This window comes from Bacteroides sp. HMSC067B03 (assembly GCF_001811315.1).
Lineage (GTDB): Bacteria > Bacteroidota > Bacteroidia > Bacteroidales > Bacteroidaceae > Bacteroides > Bacteroides faecis.
Window position 1 is genome coordinate 71,585 of sequence record NZ_KV804450.1, and the last position, 21,203, is coordinate 92,787.

A 21,203-nucleotide genomic window follows, 5' to 3' on the forward strand; every position below is an offset into this window, starting at 1 on the left:
TTTATTCTTGCGTCATTTGCGTCATATCCGTCATAAAAGCATGGTTTATTGCCGGAAATGGCGGCATTTAAGCCGACTTGCTAAAGGCAACTATAATGCTAATCTTTGAATATTCTTCAATAATTTGCAAGAAATGTAATCCCGGCAACCATATTGTTACCGGGGTGGCTTTGTTGATTGGCGTCAACTTCAGTGTCGGACCGAGATCCCTGATACTTACTATGTATTCTCATCACTCCTATGTGTACTTCCTTTCCCAATTGTTGCCCATTTGATAACATCATAAGCGTTACAATACCATCTCCCATTTTGACGGTTAGGCGGTATTTTCTCAGCGCGAATATCACCGGAACCTACCAATTTAAACAAACGCCCTCTACCTCCAACAATGTCAGCTGCTTCACGCTGACCAAAAGTCTTATCATTAAGTACAATCTTCAATATTTCCTCGTTTATCATACCCGCCCCTCATCATCTATAGATAATTCCTCTATCAACTTATGATAATCATGTATTACCATCAACGGGTAAAGATCCGCCTCACTGTATTCATCATTAGCCAAAACCTGTTCCACTGCTTTTGTATAAGTATCACAAAGGAAAACTTTCCTTTCCTCTATTCCTTCTTCCCGTAACTGTTTGATAAACCGAGCGGCTGCGTCTGTTACTTTGATCGTCTTCATACCTTCTCCTCCTTTTTAAGTTCTGCGTGCACCTGAGATAAAATATCATCTCCTATAAAATCGCTTATTGTTGCGATCATGTCCAAAGTACTATTTTGCATCTCTCCGATCTGTTTGGCCGGATATTCCTGCCAGTCCTGATAATCTAGATCTTTGAAATGCTCTTTTACATAGTTGTTGAGTAAGCCGTTCAGCTCTGTAGCAGACCGCAATAGGTCCGCCAACTCTTCGTTAATGTTTAATGGGAAATAAACCATAATATAATATCTTTATGATGGGGTCGTGATTCACGACGTCATCGGGTTAATAATCTAGTAAAGATAGGACACCTATTTTCACAAACCAGTATCCCCAAAATGGATAAAGTATAATCACAAATTACACAGTTTTAAAGTGTACAAGGCATGGATAATCCTTGCTTATGTCAAACATAGCATTGTAGTTATGTTTCCGACCTTGTGCAGTAAGATGAAGCTTGTTGTAACGCTTCGGTTCTATACAAACTTCTCTGCTGCTTACTTCTTCATAACTGGAACAGTGTTTCAAAAAGATGTGCTCCACCTGTTCCAAGATTTTAGTAATGTTCTTCTTTGTTGCCATAATCATTTTTATTGGTGTTTATTATGATTTTCTGTTTTTGATGACGCAAAAGTAAGCATAAAATATTACTAAACAACAAAATGGGTAACTTTTAATTCTTACCTTAACATTAATTAGTAATATAACGATGTTACCAACCGAATATATCAGTAATTTTACATCATAAATAACAGATATTATATGAACATTGAAGTATTACTAAAGAAAAAAGGGCTAACAAAAACTGCGTTTGCTGACTTATTAGGTGTACCCAAACAGACCGTAAATTCTTTAATGAAGAACCCAACTTTAGCAACTTTGGAACGATTTGCAGCGGCTTTAGATGTTCCGGTAAGAGAATTGTTTGCCGAAAACGAAGAAGCCAAAGGTGAAGAGCTAACCGCCTTAATTCAGCATAAAAGTGACTATTACAAAGCCACTTCTGTAGAGGAATTGAAAAAAATCATATCCCAGATAGAAGAAAAATAGTATTCTTGCGATAAAATAAAAGAGCTTTTAAGTAAATAGCTCATTCTTCCATAGCGTCAGGGGTGTCGTGAATCACGACGCCCTGTGATTTACAATGACTAAACCCGTTGCGGAAATTCCCGTTTTGGGTGATAAGTTTCGCAAGATCTCCTATGAGAATATTTGTAGACGAACTTGTTACACATTCCGTGAATACTACGGCTGGCTTTGTTTCCTCTATGATAGACAGCTTCTCCTGTTCCTTTTTCTCCACTTCCAATGCCAATCGTTGCTTCTCCTCACGTTTGCCATTTTGGGCAAGACTGATAACCAAGTCGGGGTTATTAATCATTTGTTCAAGTGTGGGCTGCGTGGCGGTCATGCCGTATCGCATCAACTCATCAAGTTTTTCAGTACACCACAGCTTCAAATCAATGTCTAACCATTGACAGAAATCAACTACTATTAATCTGTGCATCCAAGTACCACCTCCGTTATGTGATGAACCTGCCTTTGATATAACTAATTGATTTTCAGAAATACCATATTTTCTTGTAATTGCGTTAATTAATTGATTTGTAGCAGGTAAGGACAAATAATCATTGGGACGCTTCCCATAGATTTTTGCAAGCTGTGTGGCGTTAACCATTACACTATCACCTTTCAGAAAGGTGATAGGATTCCCTTTTTTATGTCAGCGCAAAATTGCGCCCACATTGATAATCAAGCAACAAGGTGAAACGCCGGAACGGTTAACGAGCGTAAATTTGCGCCCACATTGATTTTCACTCATACGGGCAATTACCCCTATGTAACGTCTGTTATCTGCCCCAAACAATGTTTGGGTCAGCTTTTCATCTTCAGGCAACAAGGTGAAACACGATAATGCCCGTATTTAAAATACGTGTTCAAACCGTATTTAAAGCGTAACTACCTGATTATCAATTTTAGGGGAAATTTCCCCTAAATGGCAAAAAGGCATATTCTATTTTACTAACTTGCTGATTTTCCACTCGCCAATTTTGGCGAGTCTGAAAATCAATAAGTTACCTTGACAGGTGATTATTATCAAGTTTTCAACAAAAATGGCGAAAACTTGCTCCATAATTTTGTGGAGCAAGACGTAATTATCCGGTGGTCAAAAAAGTCAATTAATTAAATTCTACTGATTTCGTTTGATTTCTCGCTGCAAATTCCTATCTTTGTATTTATAATACATATACAACAATGCAAAATGGGTAGCTGGAGCGAAAGACAAGAAGAAAAAAGAGAAGGAAAGGAGAAAGACAAGACCAGGCGGGAAAAGCTTGCAGGGTATTTCTTTAATCTTTCACAATTAACATATACAGCTTTGGTTCTTGGTGGTATGGTGCTATTTTTTCAAGGTAGCGTTATAAACTTAAAACTTTTAATCATGTTACTTGTTGGTTGTATATTAGCTTATTCATGGGCGAAAATTGGAAACAACTTATTAAAATGAATTGATATGAATGCAGGAATATTTGTATTTGTTGTGTTGGCTGTTATAGCGGTGCTATTCTTGATTTATACCGAAACTCCATCCGGGAAGAAATGGATCAAGAATTTATAGAATATTATGAACGGATTAACGATAATATTCATGTTTACTAGCGCCGTAGGGGCTGGAATAGCAATTTGGCTTAACACCAAAAGTGGCAAAAAGTGGCTTAACAGTCTTTGATATAATAAACTGATTCGCTATATTTGTGAACAGGTCTTTTACGAAAGGGGGTAATGTGAATAATAGTAGCATTGCCCCCTTTTTCTATTGCTCAAATCAGACCTACACACTTACACATGCCTAGGTTATTTTTATATCTTCATGGCATAAAAAAAGAGCGACCGTTTCACAACGCCCGCCCCTTCAGGACTAAAAACATTATTATGAACAAATCAAAATGAACCCTTAAAACGCACTAACATTTATTGAACCCTTGCTTTCTTCCGCTACGGCTTCTTCTTCCTGAATCTGCTTTAATGTCGCTTCCGGATCATTAGAATAACCGAGTGCCTTAATACTTTCCAACTGGCTTAATATTGGTTTACCACCGTTTGCAGTAGTAAGCTTTTCTATTTCATTCTTTTCGTCGTTCTGGATAAACGGAGTTATGATGTTTTCAACGTCTACATTATCTATCTCTTCCTTCCACTGTACATTCATCAGGGAAAGGAACGCTTTCACAATACTACTTTCACGGTCTAGAAGTTCCAACCAGTTCCCCGCCTCGTCACCTACTTTCAGATGTGCATCAGTAAGAAGCGTCTGGCGTGCATCGTAGCCGATATTTCCCAAATTTTTCATCTTTTCAAAGGAAATATCCGGCATCTGTGATTGTGACCAGAAGGAGTTAGTAAGCGTTTCCACATGATACTTCAAGGCTTCGATAGATTGCGCCCATGAAACATAGGAAACATCTCCCCCGTTTTCAACACGGAACACTCTACGGCTTTCCCCTTTGTCCTCTTTCCCTTGCATTCCTCCCGCAACTTTCAGGATAGGTGCACTATTATATGCGATCACATCGCTATTACGTGAAAGGGTATACTCGATCTCTTTTCTGATATATGACAAATCAGCGTAGATAGCAGAATCCCTGTAAGCATAGATAGCCGGTATCTTCATCAGAACGATAGGTTCGTTGGTCACTTCTTCCCAGGACCGGTTATTTTCCTGTTTCCACTTGTAATGCTTATTGGCTGTGTATGTCTCGAAATACGTAATTTCCTTATCCAGTATCTTTTTGGTGTATTCCAGTGACATTGCGAGCATGTCGCCCCGTTCGTCAAAAAGAGGATACAGGCTAACACCGTCCATTGGTGAGTAAGTATTGCATTTAAGTTTAAATTTGCTTCTGAATCCGTACAGGCTGTTAGGCTTCTCAACCGCATACCATATCGTACAGATTTCACATGCCGCATAATAGGCATTTCCTCGCCTGATGTTTTCCGCATCGATGCGGGCGTACTTGTATATTGCTTCAATAGCTTTTGCAATACTTTGGCGAGTTTCATTATCTTCGATGTTGTGATATACACGTTTGACCGGGATAGCGAAAGTAAATTCAGTCATTCGCCTTGTGAGAAGTTTCTCCAGCCCGAGATAGATTCGGGAAGCCTTTTCTACCGAACCATCTGTTTTTACTTTATTTTTCCGGGTGACTGTATCCGTCACTATCTCGTGCTCTTTGGGTTCATAATCCTTGATAAGTTTATCCCATGAAGGAACACAGACGGATTTCCTTTTCAATGCTTCAATGATAACATCAACCGATCCTGCGGTTAGAATTTGGTTTATTTCGTTCATAATTCGGGTGCGCTGCATCTTCACAACGCTTGGTTTAATTCGTTACAAATATACTATTTTTTTTGTGGATAAAGAATATTATTTACTATTTCCTGATTGTCCTTAATAAAATACGGAGAAGTCCCTTTTCTTTTGGCCGCTTTGATACGGCGCGCATTTGCTCCTACCCACCGTTTGAAAGTATCCGGCACGTCCTTAACTTCGTTTACACTGCTCGTATCGTTCGGATCATCAAAGTAGCCATGTGCCCAGAATTCCTCATCAGTTTTCATTATTGGCAAACAGTAATCTTTGCAAAGCGGATGCCAGCCGACCCATTTGAAATTCTTGGGGTATTTACCGGCCAGAAGGTCGCAAATGTCCTTTTTCTTATGCATCCCGCTAGGCTTGATTTCATAGCCTACTATAAAATTCATTTGTTCCCATCTCATTTGCTCCGCCCTTCTATATGCGATGTTTATTTCAGATGCAGCGAGTCGGGCACTCCTGAACTCACAGTCATGAATATCAGATGCTTTGCCATATTTCTCTTTATAGTCCTTCTGGAACGTCGGAAAGTTATTCAGATACTTACTTACCTTCTTGCTAAGAGTTATTGCGCTGTAGCCCTTCTGAATGGCTGTAGAGATTGTTTCCTCCAGCTCTTCTTTCAGCTCCTGCGACTGGTTCCATAACCTTTGCGAAAGATTCATCCCGTTATCTCTTCTTTGTTGAAAAGCTTTCAGGGCATCCGAGTTGGTCTGGTAGTACATTTTATACTTCTTCCTGTCTATCTCGCCTACATAAGATTGTAGAACCTTATCTGCAAGCAAACTCTGGATTTCGTTACTTTGCTCCCATTCTTTAGACGTCCCTTGGTAGATGAGAACCTGCATATCTTCCACGAAGTTGCGCAAAAGATTGTCTATCCCCGCTTTCGTCTGGGGATAGTCCTTGAACCGGAAAATCTTCTTTGCCTCCGGATCGTAGCCGGTACGAAGTGCGAGTTTTGACGCTTCGAGTGCCAAATCTTTGTATATCTGCTGCACCATGAGTATATACTTCTGCAATCGTCGGTCCAACTCCTGGTACTGCTGCTTCTGATTGGGTATTTTAGGCTTTGTCATATTATCTGCGTGCTAATCCTGCCGTATTATTCTTTACCGCTGCGAGATCATTCTTCATTTCTTGCAATGCTTTTGTATATTTGGTGATATCCTCCAGGTAACTGTTAGTTAATACCTGTTGGTACAACATGTTGTTTAATGTGGCATTTCCCGCCTCGTTTACACTTAACAATGCATCTGTTACCTGATTAAGTAACATGAGCTGGTTTTTGCTTTCTTCACCAGCGATCTGAAGGGCTGTGAAACGACCTCTCAACTCTCCGGCATCCTCATGTGTCATTTCGGTACCAAAGCCTTTCTTGGAAGATTCCTGAGATGAAGAGGAAGAACCACCAACAATAGCATCAATATTCTTTGCTTCTTCTGTAGCAGCTCTTATAATATCATTCCAATCTTTTCTAAGGTCGCTTATCTCTTCTGCTGTTAAATCCAACTTTCCATTATTATCACTATCGGCCAAAAGAGTATATTTTTTATAGAATTCTTGTGCTTTACCACGTAACTGGTCAATAACAAATGACTGTAACAAGGCGTTACGCATTATTTCTTCGAAGTCTTCTCCAAAGTCAGCTATTCCCCTTTTCCCACCTTTCAACCCTTCCAAGATGGCTTCTTCTATACTCTGCGATGTTGCCTGAAACAAATCTTTATTTAAGGTTTCTTCCAAATCCTTTGCTTGGTCATTTAATTCTACGAACTTATCAATGGCTTGCTGCATCCAATCAGGCAATTTGGACCAAATATCAGCATTATTTTTCATAGCCCATATTGCTTCCTCTGATATGAGTTTATTATCTAAATCATATCCTCCATTAGCATTTATAAAATCAAATATTTCCTTAGCATCTGGATATTGTCTAAAATCAAGAAACTTTCCATGATTAAACAGTTGAACAAGCCCTAATGTTGTATGGTCAACATCACCAACAGGCATAGATTTTATGATATCTTCATAAGCTTTTTTTCTTGCATCTTCAAGTGTGGTCAATGATTTGCCGGCTATTTCAAAATAATCATTTGCTGCTGCTTCCTTCAGCAATTCCAGATAACGTTCGGTTTGGTAGTTAATAGCCTGCCAGTAGCCCTCCTGTCGACGTTGATATTCTTCATATCTTTTTTGTTGGGCTTCGCTATCATCAAATAAGCTTGTTATTTTAGTCGCAACTTGCAAGGCCGCACCGATAATAGCGAGAACTACAGATGCTTTTTCTACTGTTGTAATGGCCGAAGATGCCGCTTTAGCGGTTCCTTCCATTGCCTTTGCTGAACTTTCGGCAAGTAATGTAATACCATCAATCATTTGTAAAGTTGATGACGTTATACTCCCGGCAGCAGAAAGGATTTCTCCCGCAGTCCCTCCTACGGTATTTCCTATTTTGTCAAATTCCTCTTCTACCTTAGAAAGAACTTTATACAAAGATTTCCACTCTTTTTCACTACGTTTATCAGGGGAAGTTGTATTTTTATTAGCCTTGCCGATCTGCTGCTTTAGTGCATTTACTTTTGCCCGTTGAGTAGCTAATCCCTCACTGCCAGGCGTGAGAAATTCCGTTCGCTCCAATTCCCGTTCCGCTTCAGCCAATAACCGTTGTAATTCTTTCAGGCTTAAATCTGCAATACTATTGGCCCACGACTGGAAAGACTCTTCACGCATGGCAAATTCTTGATCTATGGAATTGAGCGTCTCTGTACGCTGATATTCTAATTCATTCAGTTGCGCGTCAGAAGCACCGGATTTCTCTAATTTTTCACGATCTCTATTAAATCGTTTTTCAGCATTCAATCGCTTTGTTGTATAGTCTTGATACTTGGAGAGTAGATCGTCATAGTATTCCGTTAGATCATTGGTTTGCTTCTTTAACGTTTCACTCTTAATTATATCAAAAACAGAAGTATCAACAGAGACGGAAGAAGGATTGAACGTCTGCTTTTTGTAGCTCTTATCTTTTGACAATTTGGCGTCTTCTTCCGCTTCAAATATTTGTCTTTGAATATCAACCACTTTATTAATATAGTCCTGCCTCTGCCTTTCGATAGACTCCAGTTCCATTTTATTATTTAACTTTCGCTGTCTCTCCTCCTTCTCGAACCCATCCTGCATTGCATCAATACGGGCTTGTTCTTCTTGGTTGGCCAATTCCACCTCTAGGCGGATACGTTCACGGCTGCTTTTGCTTCGGAGCTCTGCAATACGGTGCAACCGGTCGGAGTAGGCGTTTACGTCTTCGGCACCGGTATCCTCATCGCTGTCATCGCCTGCGTTAAATGTAAGATCAATGGCGGAAACACTATTTGCAAGTTCTTGACTTTGCTTGTTAAGTTGATATAATTCTGTTCTCAATTCTGCCGCCTCATTTTCCATGCTCTTTATTCTTCCCAACTGGGCACCTATTCCCATTTGAGCGGATGCGTACAAATCAGGCATAGCTTCTCGGTCTATTTTGTCCCTTTCTGCAATTAATTCCTTTAATTTGTTCTGGGCTTCTTCATAGCCTTTATATGCCTCATTTATTTGTGTTTCTAAGTCTATCGTTTTACTTTTATTTTCAGCAATCCGGCTTTCTACCGCCCTTGCTTGTGCCGCCTTAAGAATGGAAGCGGCCAAATTCTCGTAGCTTTGTTGTGCTGTTCCGTTTTTGATGGCTTCTGCATCTAGGTTTTTGAAATAATCAGGGTATTCTTTTTGGAGTTCTTTTACGGCTTTGTTTCTTTCTTCCTGCCCTCTTGCTGTATCTATGGCAGCTTTGTATAGCAGTTGCAATCGGGTTATATCTTGTTGAGCGTTTTTTGATCCTTCATTCAACGCTTCACTGAAAACCTTTTGGGATTCTTTTAAATCATCTACCGCCTTTTTTGCCTTAAACAGCGTTCCGACCCACTTTATAATATCATCACCAAAGGTAACAAACAACGTAGTAACTACCGCCAAAATAGGACCGCTACCTTTCAGAGATGAAAGCAACTGTTTCCATACAGGAATCCCCTTTTGTCCGGCTTTAACCATATCCTGATACTCTTTCCGCGCAGCCGCCAAAACATCTTGAAACGGTCCAATATTGTTAGAAATAGCCAGAAAGAACATTTGCGGGCCCATTGCCAAAGATGGTAATTCGCGTGCGATCTGCGTGATGCTGAATCCTAAAGCATCAAATCTGGTTTTTGCCCCGGATGCATACTTATTCATCGACAAAGAAGCGTTATCCATCTGCGTCTGCGTCTCCTGTAGGTTCTTCAGCAGTGCCGCGCCTTCGGTTCCTTCCCGTTGGGCTTTGGAAAGATTCATGTAGTCAGTCGTCAACATCAACACTTTTGCATGAAGTCCGGCAATAGAATCTTCTGCAATCTTGGTTGTTGTGGTTTCGGCTTCGAGTGCCGCCCGGCTTTCATTGATACCCTTAGCCAGTTCCTCATGTAGAACGGTTAATCGGGCTTGTGACTGAATATATGCGTTCAAGTCAATATCCCCATCCTCATACAGTGAATTTAATCCCGCCTGCATCTTTTCTACTTGCTGGAGGCTTAATATATTCTGCTGTATCTCCTTTACGTATTTCTGGGCGTCTTTTGACATATTATCGAACGCTTCCCGACTCTGTTGATCCAGGCGTTTAAAATTCTCTCCTAGTAATGAGAAATCAACTCCTGCACTTAGATCAATCTTTTTCTTTTGATTATTATAGACCTTCTTTAACTCTGTCTGTATCTGATTGATTTTCTTTAATACGTCTTGGTTGTCACCTGTGAAAGTAAATTTTAATCCTGCCATAATAATATATTTTAGTGATTTAATCCCAATGCATAGCTTTAATTTTGGCAATATTTGCCGGATCGTCCGCGTTGATAACGGTTCCGACCTGTTTCAGATGTGCTTTCTTCCGTTCTTCATCCGTCAAGTAGACACTATCCGAACGATCATTGAACAACATTAACAGATTGTTATAACTGATTTCCCACATGACATAATCAAACGGCCATCCGTAACGCTCGCATGCAAAATCTACCAATGTGCCCCAAATGGAATGTCCGCCGAACGCAACGGTATTATTACTTTTTTTCACCTCGGCTATCTTCCGCCGGTTTTCGTTATCCCGGTCGATACCGAAATACTTGATAAGATCGGAAACGGTGGTGTCTGAAATAGTGGTCAGCAATAATGTCGCCAATTCGTCCGGTTCCAGATTGGAAAGAACGGAAATGCGTTCTTTTATCCTCTTTTCATTCAGAACGTTTTCTTTTCCCTGTAGAGTACTATATGCAAGAATACGCAAAACGATTTCCTTGCTTTCATTGCATACCCGCAAAGCTTCTTCTAGTGGGTCCGCTTTTGAACATTCGGGATTGATTGACAACTTTCTTTTCAGTTGATCAATAAGTAGCTTCTTTCCCAAAGTAGGGGGATAGATACTATATCTTTTATTGTTTATCTCAAATCCTACCGGTGCATCTGTCAGCGCATCCAGTATCAGGGATTCAATATTTATATAATTTGCCATAATTTAGAATTATAAAAAGTCCTGTAATAGTTCCGCATCATCCTTATACGTGAATGAATACGGGTAAAATGTCTCTGAAAGCGCATCCATGTAATCGGGTGAACGCTTGATGCGCTTCTTTATCTCCTCCTTCGGTTCAATGATTATTTTCCCGTCACTCCTGAATTTCCAGCGTGTTTCGGTTGCTTCCTCTGTAAATTGGTCGCACGGTGGCAACATGGCAAAGAAATTGTTTTTAGGGTCCAACCAGTCACGCAAGGCCCAATACAGATAAGCCCGCATATTGGCGAAGCTGTATTCACCCGTTATATCATGTAGTCCTTTCGCTCCCTGTGAGTTCTTAACGGAAAATACGCCTCTTATCCCTTGCTCTATGAGACGGGAATACACGCCCGCACCTTCTCCGATAGTGTCGATAAAGATAATATCCCTATCCGTCCTTCTGTATGAAAGTGCCTTGCCTGCTACATGCATGTGACTTGCTTTGCCTGCCGACTGGAACACGTCGAACTGTGCAACATAGTTCCCATATCGGGGACAAAATACACTGTTATCGCGTCCCATACCGGCAACGTCGACACCTAGTTTGCAAGATTTACGTGGTCTATACGGGTGGTTCTCCTGCCAACGTTTATTGGCAATCTCGATCCATTCATAGGGGATGAGCACATCTTCAGATACTTTCGGAAACATTCCGCGTACTTTGACGCGAAACAGATCATTCGGACGATATAAGTTATTCTCAAAGAGAAAATCCCCCTCGCCCTCATTATATTCTTCTTTCGTGATAGGGTTACACCAGTGTTTAACTTTGTCCTCCACCCATTCGTAGTTAACTTGTCCGGGGATAATCTCCCTTTTTGCCGTCACATTGGTTGCATTCAGGGAATCAAGACGGAATTTTGCGAAACGATCCGATTTCATAGCGTTTGCCGCATAACCTGTAGTGATGTTGGGATTGAATACAAGCAAAAGGCGCGAGTTTCCCTGTAGGTTTCCTTCTATGGCATTATAAATAACTTCAGGAATACCAGACGCTTCTGTAACAACGAACATTACGTTTGCAGCATGAAAACCGGACCAGACCTCCGTATTATTGTTATCTGATTTAAACCCCGTCAGGTACCACTCTTCATAATCGGTACGAATATCATTTGCAACCAGACGTCCCGGCAATATACCTGCATTACGCATTAGCCTTCTTACTTCTGGAGTCATAATATTCTCTACCTGCCTAGCTGTTGGTGCAGTCATTGCTATCTTTGTATTGCGGATTAAATTTCCGTCGTCGTCCCATTCCGGGGTTAAATACATGAAGCATAAGGCGGCACAAGCGGAAACATAATCTTTCCCGCGTGCAACGCCGGACGCTACGACCGTCATAGGGTTTGTTTGCACCGAACGCAACACGGCTTTCTGTTCTTCGTCCAGATTAGCCCGTAGAACGTCAGATGCAAAAGCGCACCAGTCATTACGCCATTCTGCCAAATATTTTAATGCTATATCGTCCATCAGTCACAAACTACCGGAAAATCATCATCTTCATCGATTTGTTGTTGCGGAGGTTCTTCTTCAGCACATACGTATGCAAAACCATTGACATCGAACCTTATAGGCTTGTTGAAGAACTCGCATTTGCCATTCCGCACCGCTTCCATAACGTCCCACCTTGATAGACATTCGGGAATGATAAACGAGCGGTAAGCCTTACATCTCCAAACCCAGCCCAAAGACTCATCAAAGACTTTCCGTTTATGGATGCATATATCACATATTGCCATATACAGGAATTTTAAACGGCGTCCCTGCCTGATAATCGTATGAAGGTATTTTTGATTTACGCAGGCAGGAACAACCATTGATTTTACCAACCTTTAGCGATGGCAATTACTTCTTCATTTGACAGGACGTCGTCTCTATCCTCCGGGGTGTCTATCCCTAACTCTTCACGGATTCTTTTACGGTAAGCTTCTTCCCGCTTCTTCTCTTCCGGTGATTGATAAATTTCACCTCTAGCAATAGCAATAACTTCATCATCCGGCAACGCTTCCGCTTGTTTTTGCTCTGCTTTCAGGCGTTTAATCTCCTGGCTATATCTCAACGCATAATCAAACGCACTTTGACCGTTAGGCAATTTATCACCTTTGGTCCTTTGATGAAGGTAGAGTGCATCCAAACACTCCTGTTTCTTCTTCAATTCCGCTTTAATCTCTTCTACTGTTCTCATGATAATATGTTTTAGAAGTTACTTACTACTGCATCCAACCAAGCTTCATCCTCAGGGGATAGTTCTTCTTTCTTGGTTACTCCCATACCGGGAAAGAAAGAAGATGCGATAGCGTCTGCTTCTTCGTCTGTGATAACTCCCTCGCCATTATTGTATACCTGTTCGGCTTTTCTTAATTCTGCCTTACATCGGTCTATTTCTGCCAGAGGTACGCTTTCCGGTGATTTGTCCCAAGCTTTTTGAAGGATGGCGAGCTTCTCCTTCAATACGTCAATCTTGATACACAATCTTTTTGATTCTTCTTTTGTCATATCGGTGTAATTAATCATTAGTACTCTTGTTCTCCGTCCTCCGCTTAATCAGCTCGGCGAACCAAGTGTTTTGCGCCTGGTTCTGTTCCTTCTTCAACGCCGGTATATCATCCGTATTGATGACGCCCTTTTGCAGCCATTTAAGAAGAATGATCTTTATTTCACGGTTTATCGGTATTCTCATTTCATGTCTTTAATGATACGGTTTATCAGTTCATCCAGTTGTTCATCTGTGAGCTGTGACGGATCTATTTGTGCGGAAGTCATTTTGGGGACAATGTAGCCTGTCAACTTCTCAAACATCTGCCATTTATCCTTTGGTTCCAGTTTATCCCATTCCTTTTCCATTTCGGGCTGTTTCCGGGTTAAGAAGTCCTCTATCCACTGCTTTTGCGTGGCTGTAATCTTATTCTTTGTCCCCTTGACGCGTCCGCCTGTTTTGGGGGTTCCTTTCTTCCTTCCAACCATTTCTAAACATTTCTACTTTAGTAATTATTCATAACGGAAGATTTTCTTCAAATTTACCCACACCTTCCAGATGTTTTCACGTTCTACTATCAGTTTCTCCGACTCAAAACGCTTTGAAATGCCTTTGGCATCTATGTTAAACTCACGGAAACTAACAGGAGAAGACAATATTTTACGGCATGTTCCGTAGAACTCTTCCGCTTCCTCGTATGAAAGCACGTAGACTCCCTCCTCATGATGCAGAAATACGTTTTGCGTCTTTGGCATGTTCTCAACTCGGAACATTACCTTTCTCTCTTTTTTTACTTCCTTCTTCATAAATCAAAATATTTGGATTTTATTAATATCTTTTTCTATCCGGTCTTTCAAAGCCTTTTCCATATATCTCCATTCTTCAATAGCGAAAAGATGAGCACCTGCAAGAACATTCTTGTTTTCTAGCGCTTCGACCTTGTCAGCATAATTCATTCCGGCAACCAGAACAAGAGAAAAGCTATTTTCTTTCGATATTTGAGTAACAACTTCCTTTAAGAACTTTTCCCCTTCCGCCCTTCCTTGTGCTCCGTTGCCTTCTGGCGCTGTTGTTGGTTTGAATCCGCCTTGCTGTACAGGTTGACCGTCATATAGGACCATATAGCCTACAGAGCTGCGCAGGTTTCCTGTATGGTCTTTCCAGCTTTCTTCAGGAGTACGGTCACGCACATACTTAACGCATTCCTCACCAAGCTTGGAAAGGGCCTGTATCGTGTTGTGCTTGATGATCTCCCTGCATTTGCTGACATATATAGCCGGATCAAAGCTTTTCATCTTCTTTCTGCTTTTGTTTCTTCGCCAGCCTGTCGGCAGCTTCTTTGATTTTTCCAGAGAACGTGCGAGCAAAGGCAATACTTAGATCCCGGTAAGTATTCCCGATATACAGACGGATTTTATCACCGTTTTCACACAATCGGAGATTTCCGGGAGCATTATACGCTTGTTTTTCCATTGGGCAATTTGTTTGCAGAAGACGCTGAGGACCGTTTATTTTACGACAAAGGCACTTTTTCCGCATGGATGATAACTTTGTATCTCCAGTTGGAAAAAGTGCCTTATATCACCTAAAGCAGGTTTATGATCGGGAAACAATAAAAAAGAGCCTTATTTCTGTTCATAACATTACGGTTCCGTGCATCTTCACACGGTTAATAAAACAATAAGGGCGATTAACCTTTGCTCACATAAATGCGGGGACTAGCAACGGTTAAAACACCCTCAAAATTATATCTTTACGAGAATGTCCCTATTCTCCTGATTTCCTGAATGCAAATATAATATATTTTTGCAAAATAACACTATGATTCAACCATGAAAATTTCAACTTTAATTAGACAATAAGCTTTAAATCAAACGTATCAATTAATATCTGTAAAGATGGATTCACTTCTGTCATGTATCGCAACATTTTTTCTGTTTCAGTAAATTCAGTATCTACTATCATAACAGTATCTGACATTTCTGTCTCTACAGATAACTGTTTAATAAGCCAGTCTGCCAAATCTATTTTATTGGTTCTGTCTACATCACTGGCGTTCTTCTCTAGTAGATCGGAAACCACCACTTTACAACCGATTGCCTCAACCTCTTTAGCCTTATCACTCCAATACTCGAAGCCGTCCACATCCGGAAACATGATAACAGTTCTTCCCTGCAGTACCTTTAGTTTATCAATAGAGAGTTGAGATTTCCCTCCGGTAGCCAGCCAAATGTATTCAGGATAAACACCAGAAGCGATTAGAGCACTTTTTTCTGATTCAACTAAAGCGACCACTTTATCTGGGTACATTCTCAGAAGATGCTCACCAAACAAGCATTGTACTAGATTGAAATCTTCAGGTAACAAGCCCTGTCTTTTCATTATTGAATGAATCCAGTTAATACCTCCACCGTCTTTAATCCTATGCCCAGTATTCGGGTCATACTTCATCACTTTACCGGTTCTTACCTTTCCTTTGATGTCTATCTGCCAGTAAATCACACTACCGCCTTTTGTAGCTCCTAATGCGTAATCCTGCATCATTTTCTCAATAGTGGGTGATTCAAGCGTATAGCGGTCAAACAAGCCACATAAGAAGTAGATAAATGAACTATTATAACTTACTGACTTTTCCACATATGAAAATGGAATATATCCCGTTTCCCGTTGCGATTCCTGTATCGGATTCCGGAATGTCTTCTGTTTGACGGGATCGGTAAACCGATCCTTCTCTACCGGATTATCAATAAAGAACTGTTTAGGTGTATAGTGATAGCCACATCCACTTTCATGGTTACATCTGCCTACTGCCTTATCTATCACTTCTCCAGTGTTACCGTCCAAGTAATAAGCGAATGAATGAGGATCACCGCATTTCGGGCATTTATGACGGGATGATTTCCCGGTGTATTTTTCTAAATATGGTTGAATATAGATGTTCATATTATTAACTTTTTACATATTCTAACTAGAAAATAAAATGTTTTATTTCATCGTCATATTCGTCATGTGCGTCATACTCATATCTCTTTTTCATGACGGATATGACGCAAATGACGCAAGAATAAAACTTTATTTTTTTGCTATTCGCGAATTGCATAGATAATACGTCCGTTCATTTTCTTCTCACCATCAAATCCAAGCATTCTCAATCTTTCCGAGAATGTTCTGATACTCACAGACTTATAACCATTATCTAGAGAATAAGCTTTATATTCATCGTATATTGCTTTTAACGAATAACTACTTCGATAAGATGGAACATAACTATATTCACCCACATACATTGCCACACTATCTGATTCCATCCGATACTTATCTATCTGCTCCTTCACCTTCATTGATTGTGTAAACTTTTTATTAACCAGCAACCTTCGTAGACCTTCTAATATCCAATTGAAAACTCCAGAGAGTTCTTGACCTATAATTTTGTTTGCTAATTCGGGGTCTTGTTCTTCAGGTGGAATGGTCTCACTAAATGGAATAATGATAAAGCGTCGGAAGAAAGCATTTGTCTGTTCTACCTCTTTGGGAAGCTCATTGCAATTAAACATCAACTTCCCATAATCAGTCATGACAAACGGCTTACCGTAAATCTGTCTAGCTTCTACCGGTTCGCCTGACACTAATTGCTTAAATATTGAGGCTTCCAATTTCCCGTTGATCTCACTGGCATAATTTAATAACTTATTAGCTAACTCTGCACGCTGATAGCTATCGTATTTAGTTAGATTCTGCAATGAATAGGAACAAATATTCTCTGTGCCTAGAATTGCGTTTATAATCTCAAAGAACACGCTTTTCCCGTTAGCACCACTTCCATATAGAATAACAGCCTTCTCTAGTTTTAAATTATTGATGAATATGTATCCTAGGTATTCAGCCAATACCTTACGACAATCTTCATCCGGTAAAACACGCAGGAGATACTTGTCAAATACTGGACATACAGATTTCGGATCATATTCAAATGAAAGCTGATATTTGATGAAGTCGTCCCTGTCAAATTCTCTAAGTCCTTGCCAATCTGGAGATATTTCAAATGTACCATTTTTTAAGTTAATAAGTACTTTATTTCCTCTAGTGGGTGGTTGAAGGTTAGCCTCTGATAAAAACTGCTTGTATAGTTCATCCTTAAACATATGATACTTTGATTCCATCACAGGAACACCCATTCTCATCGCGGCTTTTGCAAGAAAGGGTTTGAAATCATCTGCGCCCACCGGTTGCCAGTACTCACCGTTAAAGATATAGATAAATCCATCACGGGTAGCTAATCCCCAGTTGTTAGCAGTGGCTACATCTAGCACTTCGTCAACGGTAACAACCACGTAAATCTTCCGTGATATCTTTCCTTCATCTGGCAATCCTGACTTTGCCCGAAAGTCAATGGATTTAATCTGCTCTAATAACTCTGTGAGAACTGCCTCGCATGTTCCCGGCTTAGGAGTTCTGTACTTGCGTTCAGCTGTGCTAACACAACGTTTTAGTTCGTCACCTATTACATCCTTTAAATTAAATGCTTTCATCGAAAACTATATTTAATTGCCTATCACTTATATTTTTCCACATAGCAGGATCGGCAGAATAATGTTTGGCCATCCTACGAGTGTGTTTATCTCTAGCTCTGAATACAGCTTGCAATAGGTTCATCTTTTCCAAATCACGAATATAGTAGGTGATACAATTTCGAAGGATACCAATTTCCAACATACAATCTAAAGAAGTTCCTGTTGTATATCGAAAGTAATTGTACACCTTGTTTATTCCCTTTTCTTTTTCTATCTTTGCCTCATCATCATGGAATTGGGTGGTTGTGGAGACTGCCCTTTTTCTTTTTTCCATAGCCTACCTCCTTACTTCCTTGAAGCCTTTGCTAAATAAACAGCTGCCATCTGTTCACTTTCATCAATAGTATTCACTTTCCCCTGCTTCATCCATGCTTCTATTTCAGCACGATCAAAGTACAACTGTTTTCCATTAGGTTTGTAGTGCGGTATTTGATGATTACAGGTAAGTTTATACAAATGACTTTTACTAAGCCCAGTTAATAGCGATACATCATCCAATGTCAGCACGTTCTTTGCTGCCAATAAGGTATAAACTAAAATCTGATTAATCTTTTCTTCCATTGTTCTTGTTTTTATATGGAAGAGCCTTAATGCAGAACGTTGGTCGGTTCTGCCTATTTGCTCATTCAAAACGGTGTTACCAACTATCACCGTTGTAAGAACAATGCAAACATAAACAAGAAAATTAACCTAATATCAAACAAAAAAATAGCACTTAATAGCCACTTTATTTGTGTCTACTAAGTGCTACTAAATGCCGCTTTAAGAGTATCTAATTTTGTAATTTAGCTTTAATACCCACTATTTCATCAGATGTAAATTTATCGCCATTAATATACTTGTTGTAGTTGCTTCTATTCCCTATATTACCAAATTCATCAGCTACCGCTTTATAAGTAGGCTTTGTAATCCAGCCTATTTGTATTGCTACTTTAATCACTAAAGCCACCTCTTTACCTCCTTTCCCACTCATAACATCGTGTAAAGTCTGAAGTTTAGAGCCATCATCATTTTGCAAGTAATCTTTAAACGGCTTACTTCTTCTCCCTCTTTTGAGAATTTCTTTCTTTTCTTGTTTACCTGACAAACTTTTTTCATCAGTATATGATTCATTGGCCATCATATCAAAATACATAGTTTCGCAATTAAACGCATCTATCACCACAGAGTTTGCTCCCGCATTTCTTAGTCTTTCTGTTGCTTCACGCAGGAATTGGGCTATATCCTTATCTTTGCCTACCGATATTACTTCAATGCACCTTTCACCAACAAGCCCCAAATCGCATACTTTAAAGAATTTATCAAAGTGAAAATCGAACCATACTTTACCATTGTTGCCCAATATTTCCTTGCTATATTTGTAGCTTTCCTCGCCAAGATACTTAAGAGTTCTTATTTTATCCATCATTACTCACTTTATTTATTAAACACATCATTTACAAGGTTTACAGCGTCAACTTTTTTCCTATCCACCACTTTGGCATAAATTTGAGTTGTAGCCACATTAGTGTGCCCTAACATTTTGCTAACAGTGTATAGATCGGTTCCTAACGTAAGCAATAAAGTTGCATAAGTATGGCGAGCTGTGTGAAAAGTCAAATGCTTATTTATTCCTGCCGCTTCTGCCCATTTCTTCAAATTATCTTCTACGGTGGGATTGGAAGGCAAAGAGAATACCTCATCTTCATCATTACCTCTTATTGGTATTATTTCCATCGCTTTATCCGGTAAAGGTATTTTCAACTCCTTACCAGTCTTTTGCATGAAAAGCATAGCAAAGAATTGCCCATCTTCTACTATAATATTCTTCCATCTCAACGCACGAATATCAGAAATTCTTAGTCCGGAAAAGCAGGCAAAAAGATATGCTTTCCCTATATCATCCCTTCTACATGGTGTTATCATTAACTTTAGCAGTTCTTCTTGACTTAAATATTCCCTATGACTATCCGGCTGTTTTACTTTCTCATCAGAAGAAAGAAGTTTAAAAGGATTGATTATTTTATATCCGTCTTTTATAGCAGCATTTATCGCGACTGAAAATGTCCTCACATAGTCTACGATTGTACTATTCTGCAAACGCTTGTTGCCCTTGTAGCTTACATAATCATGTTTCAAGTAATCAATGAAGCCTTTTGCAAAGCCCTTATCAATGCTTGTTAGTCTTGCTACTACTGCAGGTTTATATTCCGCAAGTATTCTCATTAAATTGTCAACATGGGAAATGTCTTTATACTGCCTCTTTTCAAGTTTGACTCTGTAGATCTTAAGCCAGTCCATCAATAATAGCTTATTCTTAACACTGGTATCAGTAATTCCAGCCTGCCCCTTAACTATCGCATTTTGTCGCTCACTTCTTATAACCTCTGCCGCCTGCAAGGTGTTTTCATTCTGCTGTCTTGCTGTTACATTGTTCTTTTCTGGAACAAGATACATTTTCAAGAACTCATAACTTCTTACTCCGTCTCGATAAATATCGAGATACAGGCTTTTATTGCCATTAGCTAATTTCTTGTTCCGAAGCCTAACAAAGTTTTTAGGCTTAACGCTCGCTTTTTGCCTTGCCATTGCTACTATATTTTTTGTTACCTCTACAAAGATAACAGATTCTTTTGATACGAGTAACAAAACGGGTAACAAAAATGCACCCAAAAAGAACAAAGTAACAGAAAACAAACAACCAATACAGTACACTAATCACTTGTTTTTCTTTATGTTTTAATTGTTGTTGTTTTCATGTAAAGTCAATTGTTGGTTGTTTTAAGTTTGCAGGGGAGGGGTACCGCGAGGTAGTCCTCTTCTTTTTTATATAGCAACCGAAATCTGACCTTTATTCTATAATTTTAGCATCTTCAATATCTTCATCATCAGGTGTAATTGGGTTCTTAGGGCGGCGGCGTGTAAATTTAAACCAGTTTATCAACTCAGACAACGAATAAACCAAACTACTGATACCAATGATTATAAATGCTGTATTACGGGCACCAGTCGGATTAAACAGAGCAACGATACCTGCAATAAGAATCAGCGAAGGAATCAGATAAAACGCTCCCGAAACAGACATCCATCGACGTGCCATCGACAAAGAAGCTATTTGCTGTACTCCACCCATAATCAGGATAAAACCTAACAAGAACATCAGCACATCTGCGAAAAACTCGGGCATCACTATCAGCCAAAGACCGAACAGCAAACTCCCTACCCCCTCAATCGGAAAACGGGGAGCCGGGGCATTCTCCGGTCTTTTCCGTCCGAAATAACCGAAAAGGCTGATTACACCGGGAATTAGAAATGCCACCCCTACCGTGATGACAATATAACTAGCTGCCGCATTGGGCCAAAGCACCAACACCAAACCTATGACAAGCGCAAACAAAATGCGAATCAGAGAATAATTCATTGTTTTCATATATTCTATATTTTTTAACGAAGTCTGTTTCAATACTTTTGCGAATATAAG

The 21,203-nt window shown here is 39.8% G+C and carries 27 protein-coding genes; 2 read left to right on the forward strand and 25 right to left on the reverse strand.

Annotation, left to right across the window (positions count from 1 at the left end; genetic code table 11):
- Positions 1-219 precede the first annotated feature (219 nt).
- From HMPREF2794_RS21985 to HMPREF2794_RS22000, 4 genes are all read right to left on the reverse strand, one after another.
- On the reverse strand, positions 220-459 hold the full coding sequence (locus HMPREF2794_RS21985; RefSeq protein WP_008763123.1) for a hypothetical protein: 240 nt from the start codon (positions 457-459) through the stop codon (positions 220-222).
- Entirely contained in the window at positions 456-683 is a 228-nt protein-coding gene (locus tag HMPREF2794_RS21990; protein ID WP_070752688.1) for a hypothetical protein, read from the reverse strand. The genes HMPREF2794_RS21985 and HMPREF2794_RS21990 overlap by 4 nt, the downstream gene beginning before the upstream one ends.
- The gene (locus HMPREF2794_RS21995) at positions 680-940 is read right to left on the reverse strand and encodes a hypothetical protein (RefSeq protein WP_070752689.1); all 261 of its coding nucleotides are present in this window, start codon (positions 938-940) and stop codon (positions 680-682) included. Before HMPREF2794_RS21995 ends, HMPREF2794_RS21990 begins: the two co-directional genes overlap by 4 nt.
- 121 nt (positions 941-1,061) lie before the next feature.
- Positions 1,062-1,283: a hypothetical protein gene (locus HMPREF2794_RS22000; protein ID WP_139147286.1), complete on the reverse strand. Its 222-nt coding sequence runs from the start codon at positions 1,281-1,283 to the stop codon at positions 1,062-1,064.
- A 180-nt stretch (positions 1,284-1,463) separates the two neighbouring features.
- On the opposite strand from HMPREF2794_RS22000, the gene HMPREF2794_RS22005 reads away from it, so the two are divergent.
- Positions 1,464-1,751, forward strand: coding sequence for a helix-turn-helix domain-containing protein (locus tag HMPREF2794_RS22005; protein ID WP_070752693.1), 288 nt, complete (start codon positions 1,464-1,466; stop codon positions 1,749-1,751).
- Between the two features lie 40 nt (positions 1,752-1,791).
- Here the strand turns inward: HMPREF2794_RS22005 and HMPREF2794_RS22010 are convergent, their stop codons facing one another.
- Positions 1,792-2,406: a KilA-N domain-containing protein gene (locus HMPREF2794_RS22010; RefSeq protein ID WP_309569013.1), complete on the reverse strand. Its 615-nt coding sequence runs from the start codon at positions 2,404-2,406 to the stop codon at positions 1,792-1,794.
- Between the two features lie 558 nt (positions 2,407-2,964).
- Here HMPREF2794_RS22010 and HMPREF2794_RS22015 point away from each other — a divergent pair.
- Positions 2,965-3,210: a hypothetical protein gene (locus HMPREF2794_RS22015; RefSeq protein ID WP_070752697.1), complete on the forward strand. Its 246-nt coding sequence runs from the start codon at positions 2,965-2,967 to the stop codon at positions 3,208-3,210.
- Between the two features lie 447 nt (positions 3,211-3,657).
- On the opposite strand, the gene HMPREF2794_RS22020 is transcribed toward HMPREF2794_RS22015, so the two are convergent.
- From HMPREF2794_RS22020 to HMPREF2794_RS22110, 20 genes are all read right to left on the reverse strand, one after another.
- On the reverse strand, positions 3,658-5,055 hold the full coding sequence (locus HMPREF2794_RS22020; protein WP_070752699.1) for a phage portal protein: 1,398 nt from the start codon (positions 5,053-5,055) through the stop codon (positions 3,658-3,660).
- 53 nt (positions 5,056-5,108) lie between these two features.
- Positions 5,109-6,161, reverse strand: a complete 1,053-nt coding sequence (locus HMPREF2794_RS22025; protein WP_070752701.1) for a hypothetical protein — start codon at positions 6,159-6,161, stop codon at positions 5,109-5,111.
- 1 nt (position 6,162) lies between these two features.
- Positions 6,163-9,927, reverse strand: a complete 3,765-nt coding sequence (locus HMPREF2794_RS22030; RefSeq protein ID WP_070752703.1) for a hypothetical protein — start codon at positions 9,925-9,927, stop codon at positions 6,163-6,165.
- 19 nt (positions 9,928-9,946) lie between these two features.
- Positions 9,947-10,654: a hypothetical protein gene (locus HMPREF2794_RS22035; RefSeq protein ID WP_070752705.1), complete on the reverse strand. Its 708-nt coding sequence runs from the start codon at positions 10,652-10,654 to the stop codon at positions 9,947-9,949.
- A gap of 9 nt (positions 10,655-10,663) precedes the next feature.
- Complete coding sequence (locus tag HMPREF2794_RS22040) at positions 10,664-12,166, reverse strand: hypothetical protein (RefSeq protein ID WP_070752707.1); 1,503 nt, start codon at positions 12,164-12,166, stop codon at positions 10,664-10,666.
- Positions 12,166-12,435, reverse strand: a complete 270-nt coding sequence (locus tag HMPREF2794_RS22045; protein WP_139147287.1) for a hypothetical protein — start codon at positions 12,433-12,435, stop codon at positions 12,166-12,168. Before HMPREF2794_RS22045 ends, HMPREF2794_RS22040 begins: the two co-directional genes overlap by 1 nt.
- A gap of 83 nt (positions 12,436-12,518) precedes the next feature.
- A complete protein-coding gene (locus HMPREF2794_RS22050; RefSeq protein ID WP_070752711.1) occupies positions 12,519-12,881 on the reverse strand; it encodes a hypothetical protein in 363 nt (120 codons plus the stop codon).
- Between the two features lie 11 nt (positions 12,882-12,892).
- Positions 12,893-13,192 (reverse strand): hypothetical protein, encoded by a 300-nt coding sequence (locus tag HMPREF2794_RS22055; protein ID WP_139147288.1) that lies wholly within the window; start codon positions 13,190-13,192, stop codon positions 12,893-12,895.
- Between the two features lie 10 nt (positions 13,193-13,202).
- Positions 13,203-13,376, reverse strand: coding sequence for a hypothetical protein (locus tag HMPREF2794_RS29100; protein ID WP_153880813.1), 174 nt, complete (start codon positions 13,374-13,376; stop codon positions 13,203-13,205).
- Positions 13,373-13,660 (reverse strand): hypothetical protein, encoded by a 288-nt coding sequence (locus tag HMPREF2794_RS22060; RefSeq protein WP_070752715.1) that lies wholly within the window; start codon positions 13,658-13,660, stop codon positions 13,373-13,375. The genes HMPREF2794_RS29100 and HMPREF2794_RS22060 overlap by 4 nt, the downstream gene beginning before the upstream one ends.
- Before the next feature lie 24 nt (positions 13,661-13,684).
- Positions 13,685-13,978 (reverse strand): hypothetical protein, encoded by a 294-nt coding sequence (locus HMPREF2794_RS22065; RefSeq protein ID WP_070752717.1) that lies wholly within the window; start codon positions 13,976-13,978, stop codon positions 13,685-13,687.
- A gap of 3 nt (positions 13,979-13,981) precedes the next feature.
- A complete protein-coding gene (locus HMPREF2794_RS22070; RefSeq protein ID WP_070752719.1) occupies positions 13,982-14,467 on the reverse strand; it encodes a hypothetical protein in 486 nt (161 codons plus the stop codon).
- Positions 14,454-14,645, reverse strand: a complete 192-nt coding sequence (locus HMPREF2794_RS22075) for a hypothetical protein (protein WP_070752721.1) — start codon at positions 14,643-14,645, stop codon at positions 14,454-14,456. The genes HMPREF2794_RS22070 and HMPREF2794_RS22075 overlap by 14 nt, the downstream gene beginning before the upstream one ends.
- 378 nt (positions 14,646-15,023) lie before the next feature.
- Complete coding sequence (locus tag HMPREF2794_RS22080; RefSeq protein WP_070752723.1) at positions 15,024-16,115, reverse strand: DUF6371 domain-containing protein; 1,092 nt, start codon at positions 16,113-16,115, stop codon at positions 15,024-15,026.
- A gap of 140 nt (positions 16,116-16,255) precedes the next feature.
- Complete coding sequence (locus HMPREF2794_RS22085; protein WP_083312163.1) at positions 16,256-17,701, reverse strand: DNA primase family protein; 1,446 nt, start codon at positions 17,699-17,701, stop codon at positions 16,256-16,258.
- Positions 17,688-18,017, reverse strand: a complete 330-nt coding sequence (locus HMPREF2794_RS22090; RefSeq protein ID WP_008763106.1) for a hypothetical protein — start codon at positions 18,015-18,017, stop codon at positions 17,688-17,690. Before HMPREF2794_RS22090 ends, HMPREF2794_RS22085 begins: the two co-directional genes overlap by 14 nt.
- Before the next feature lie 11 nt (positions 18,018-18,028).
- The gene (locus HMPREF2794_RS22095) at positions 18,029-18,304 is read right to left on the reverse strand and encodes a helix-turn-helix transcriptional regulator (RefSeq protein WP_070752725.1); all 276 of its coding nucleotides are present in this window, start codon (positions 18,302-18,304) and stop codon (positions 18,029-18,031) included.
- Positions 18,305-18,515: 211 nt separating this feature from the next.
- Positions 18,516-19,151: a hypothetical protein gene (locus HMPREF2794_RS22100; RefSeq protein WP_070752727.1), complete on the reverse strand. Its 636-nt coding sequence runs from the start codon at positions 19,149-19,151 to the stop codon at positions 18,516-18,518.
- 8 nt (positions 19,152-19,159) lie between these two features.
- The gene (locus HMPREF2794_RS22105) at positions 19,160-20,311 is read right to left on the reverse strand and encodes a site-specific integrase (RefSeq protein ID WP_070752775.1); all 1,152 of its coding nucleotides are present in this window, start codon (positions 20,309-20,311) and stop codon (positions 19,160-19,162) included.
- Between the two features lie 262 nt (positions 20,312-20,573).
- A complete protein-coding gene (locus tag HMPREF2794_RS22110; RefSeq protein WP_022301893.1) occupies positions 20,574-21,152 on the reverse strand; it encodes an HdeD family acid-resistance protein in 579 nt (192 codons plus the stop codon).
- Positions 21,153-21,203: the final 51 nt, after the last annotated feature.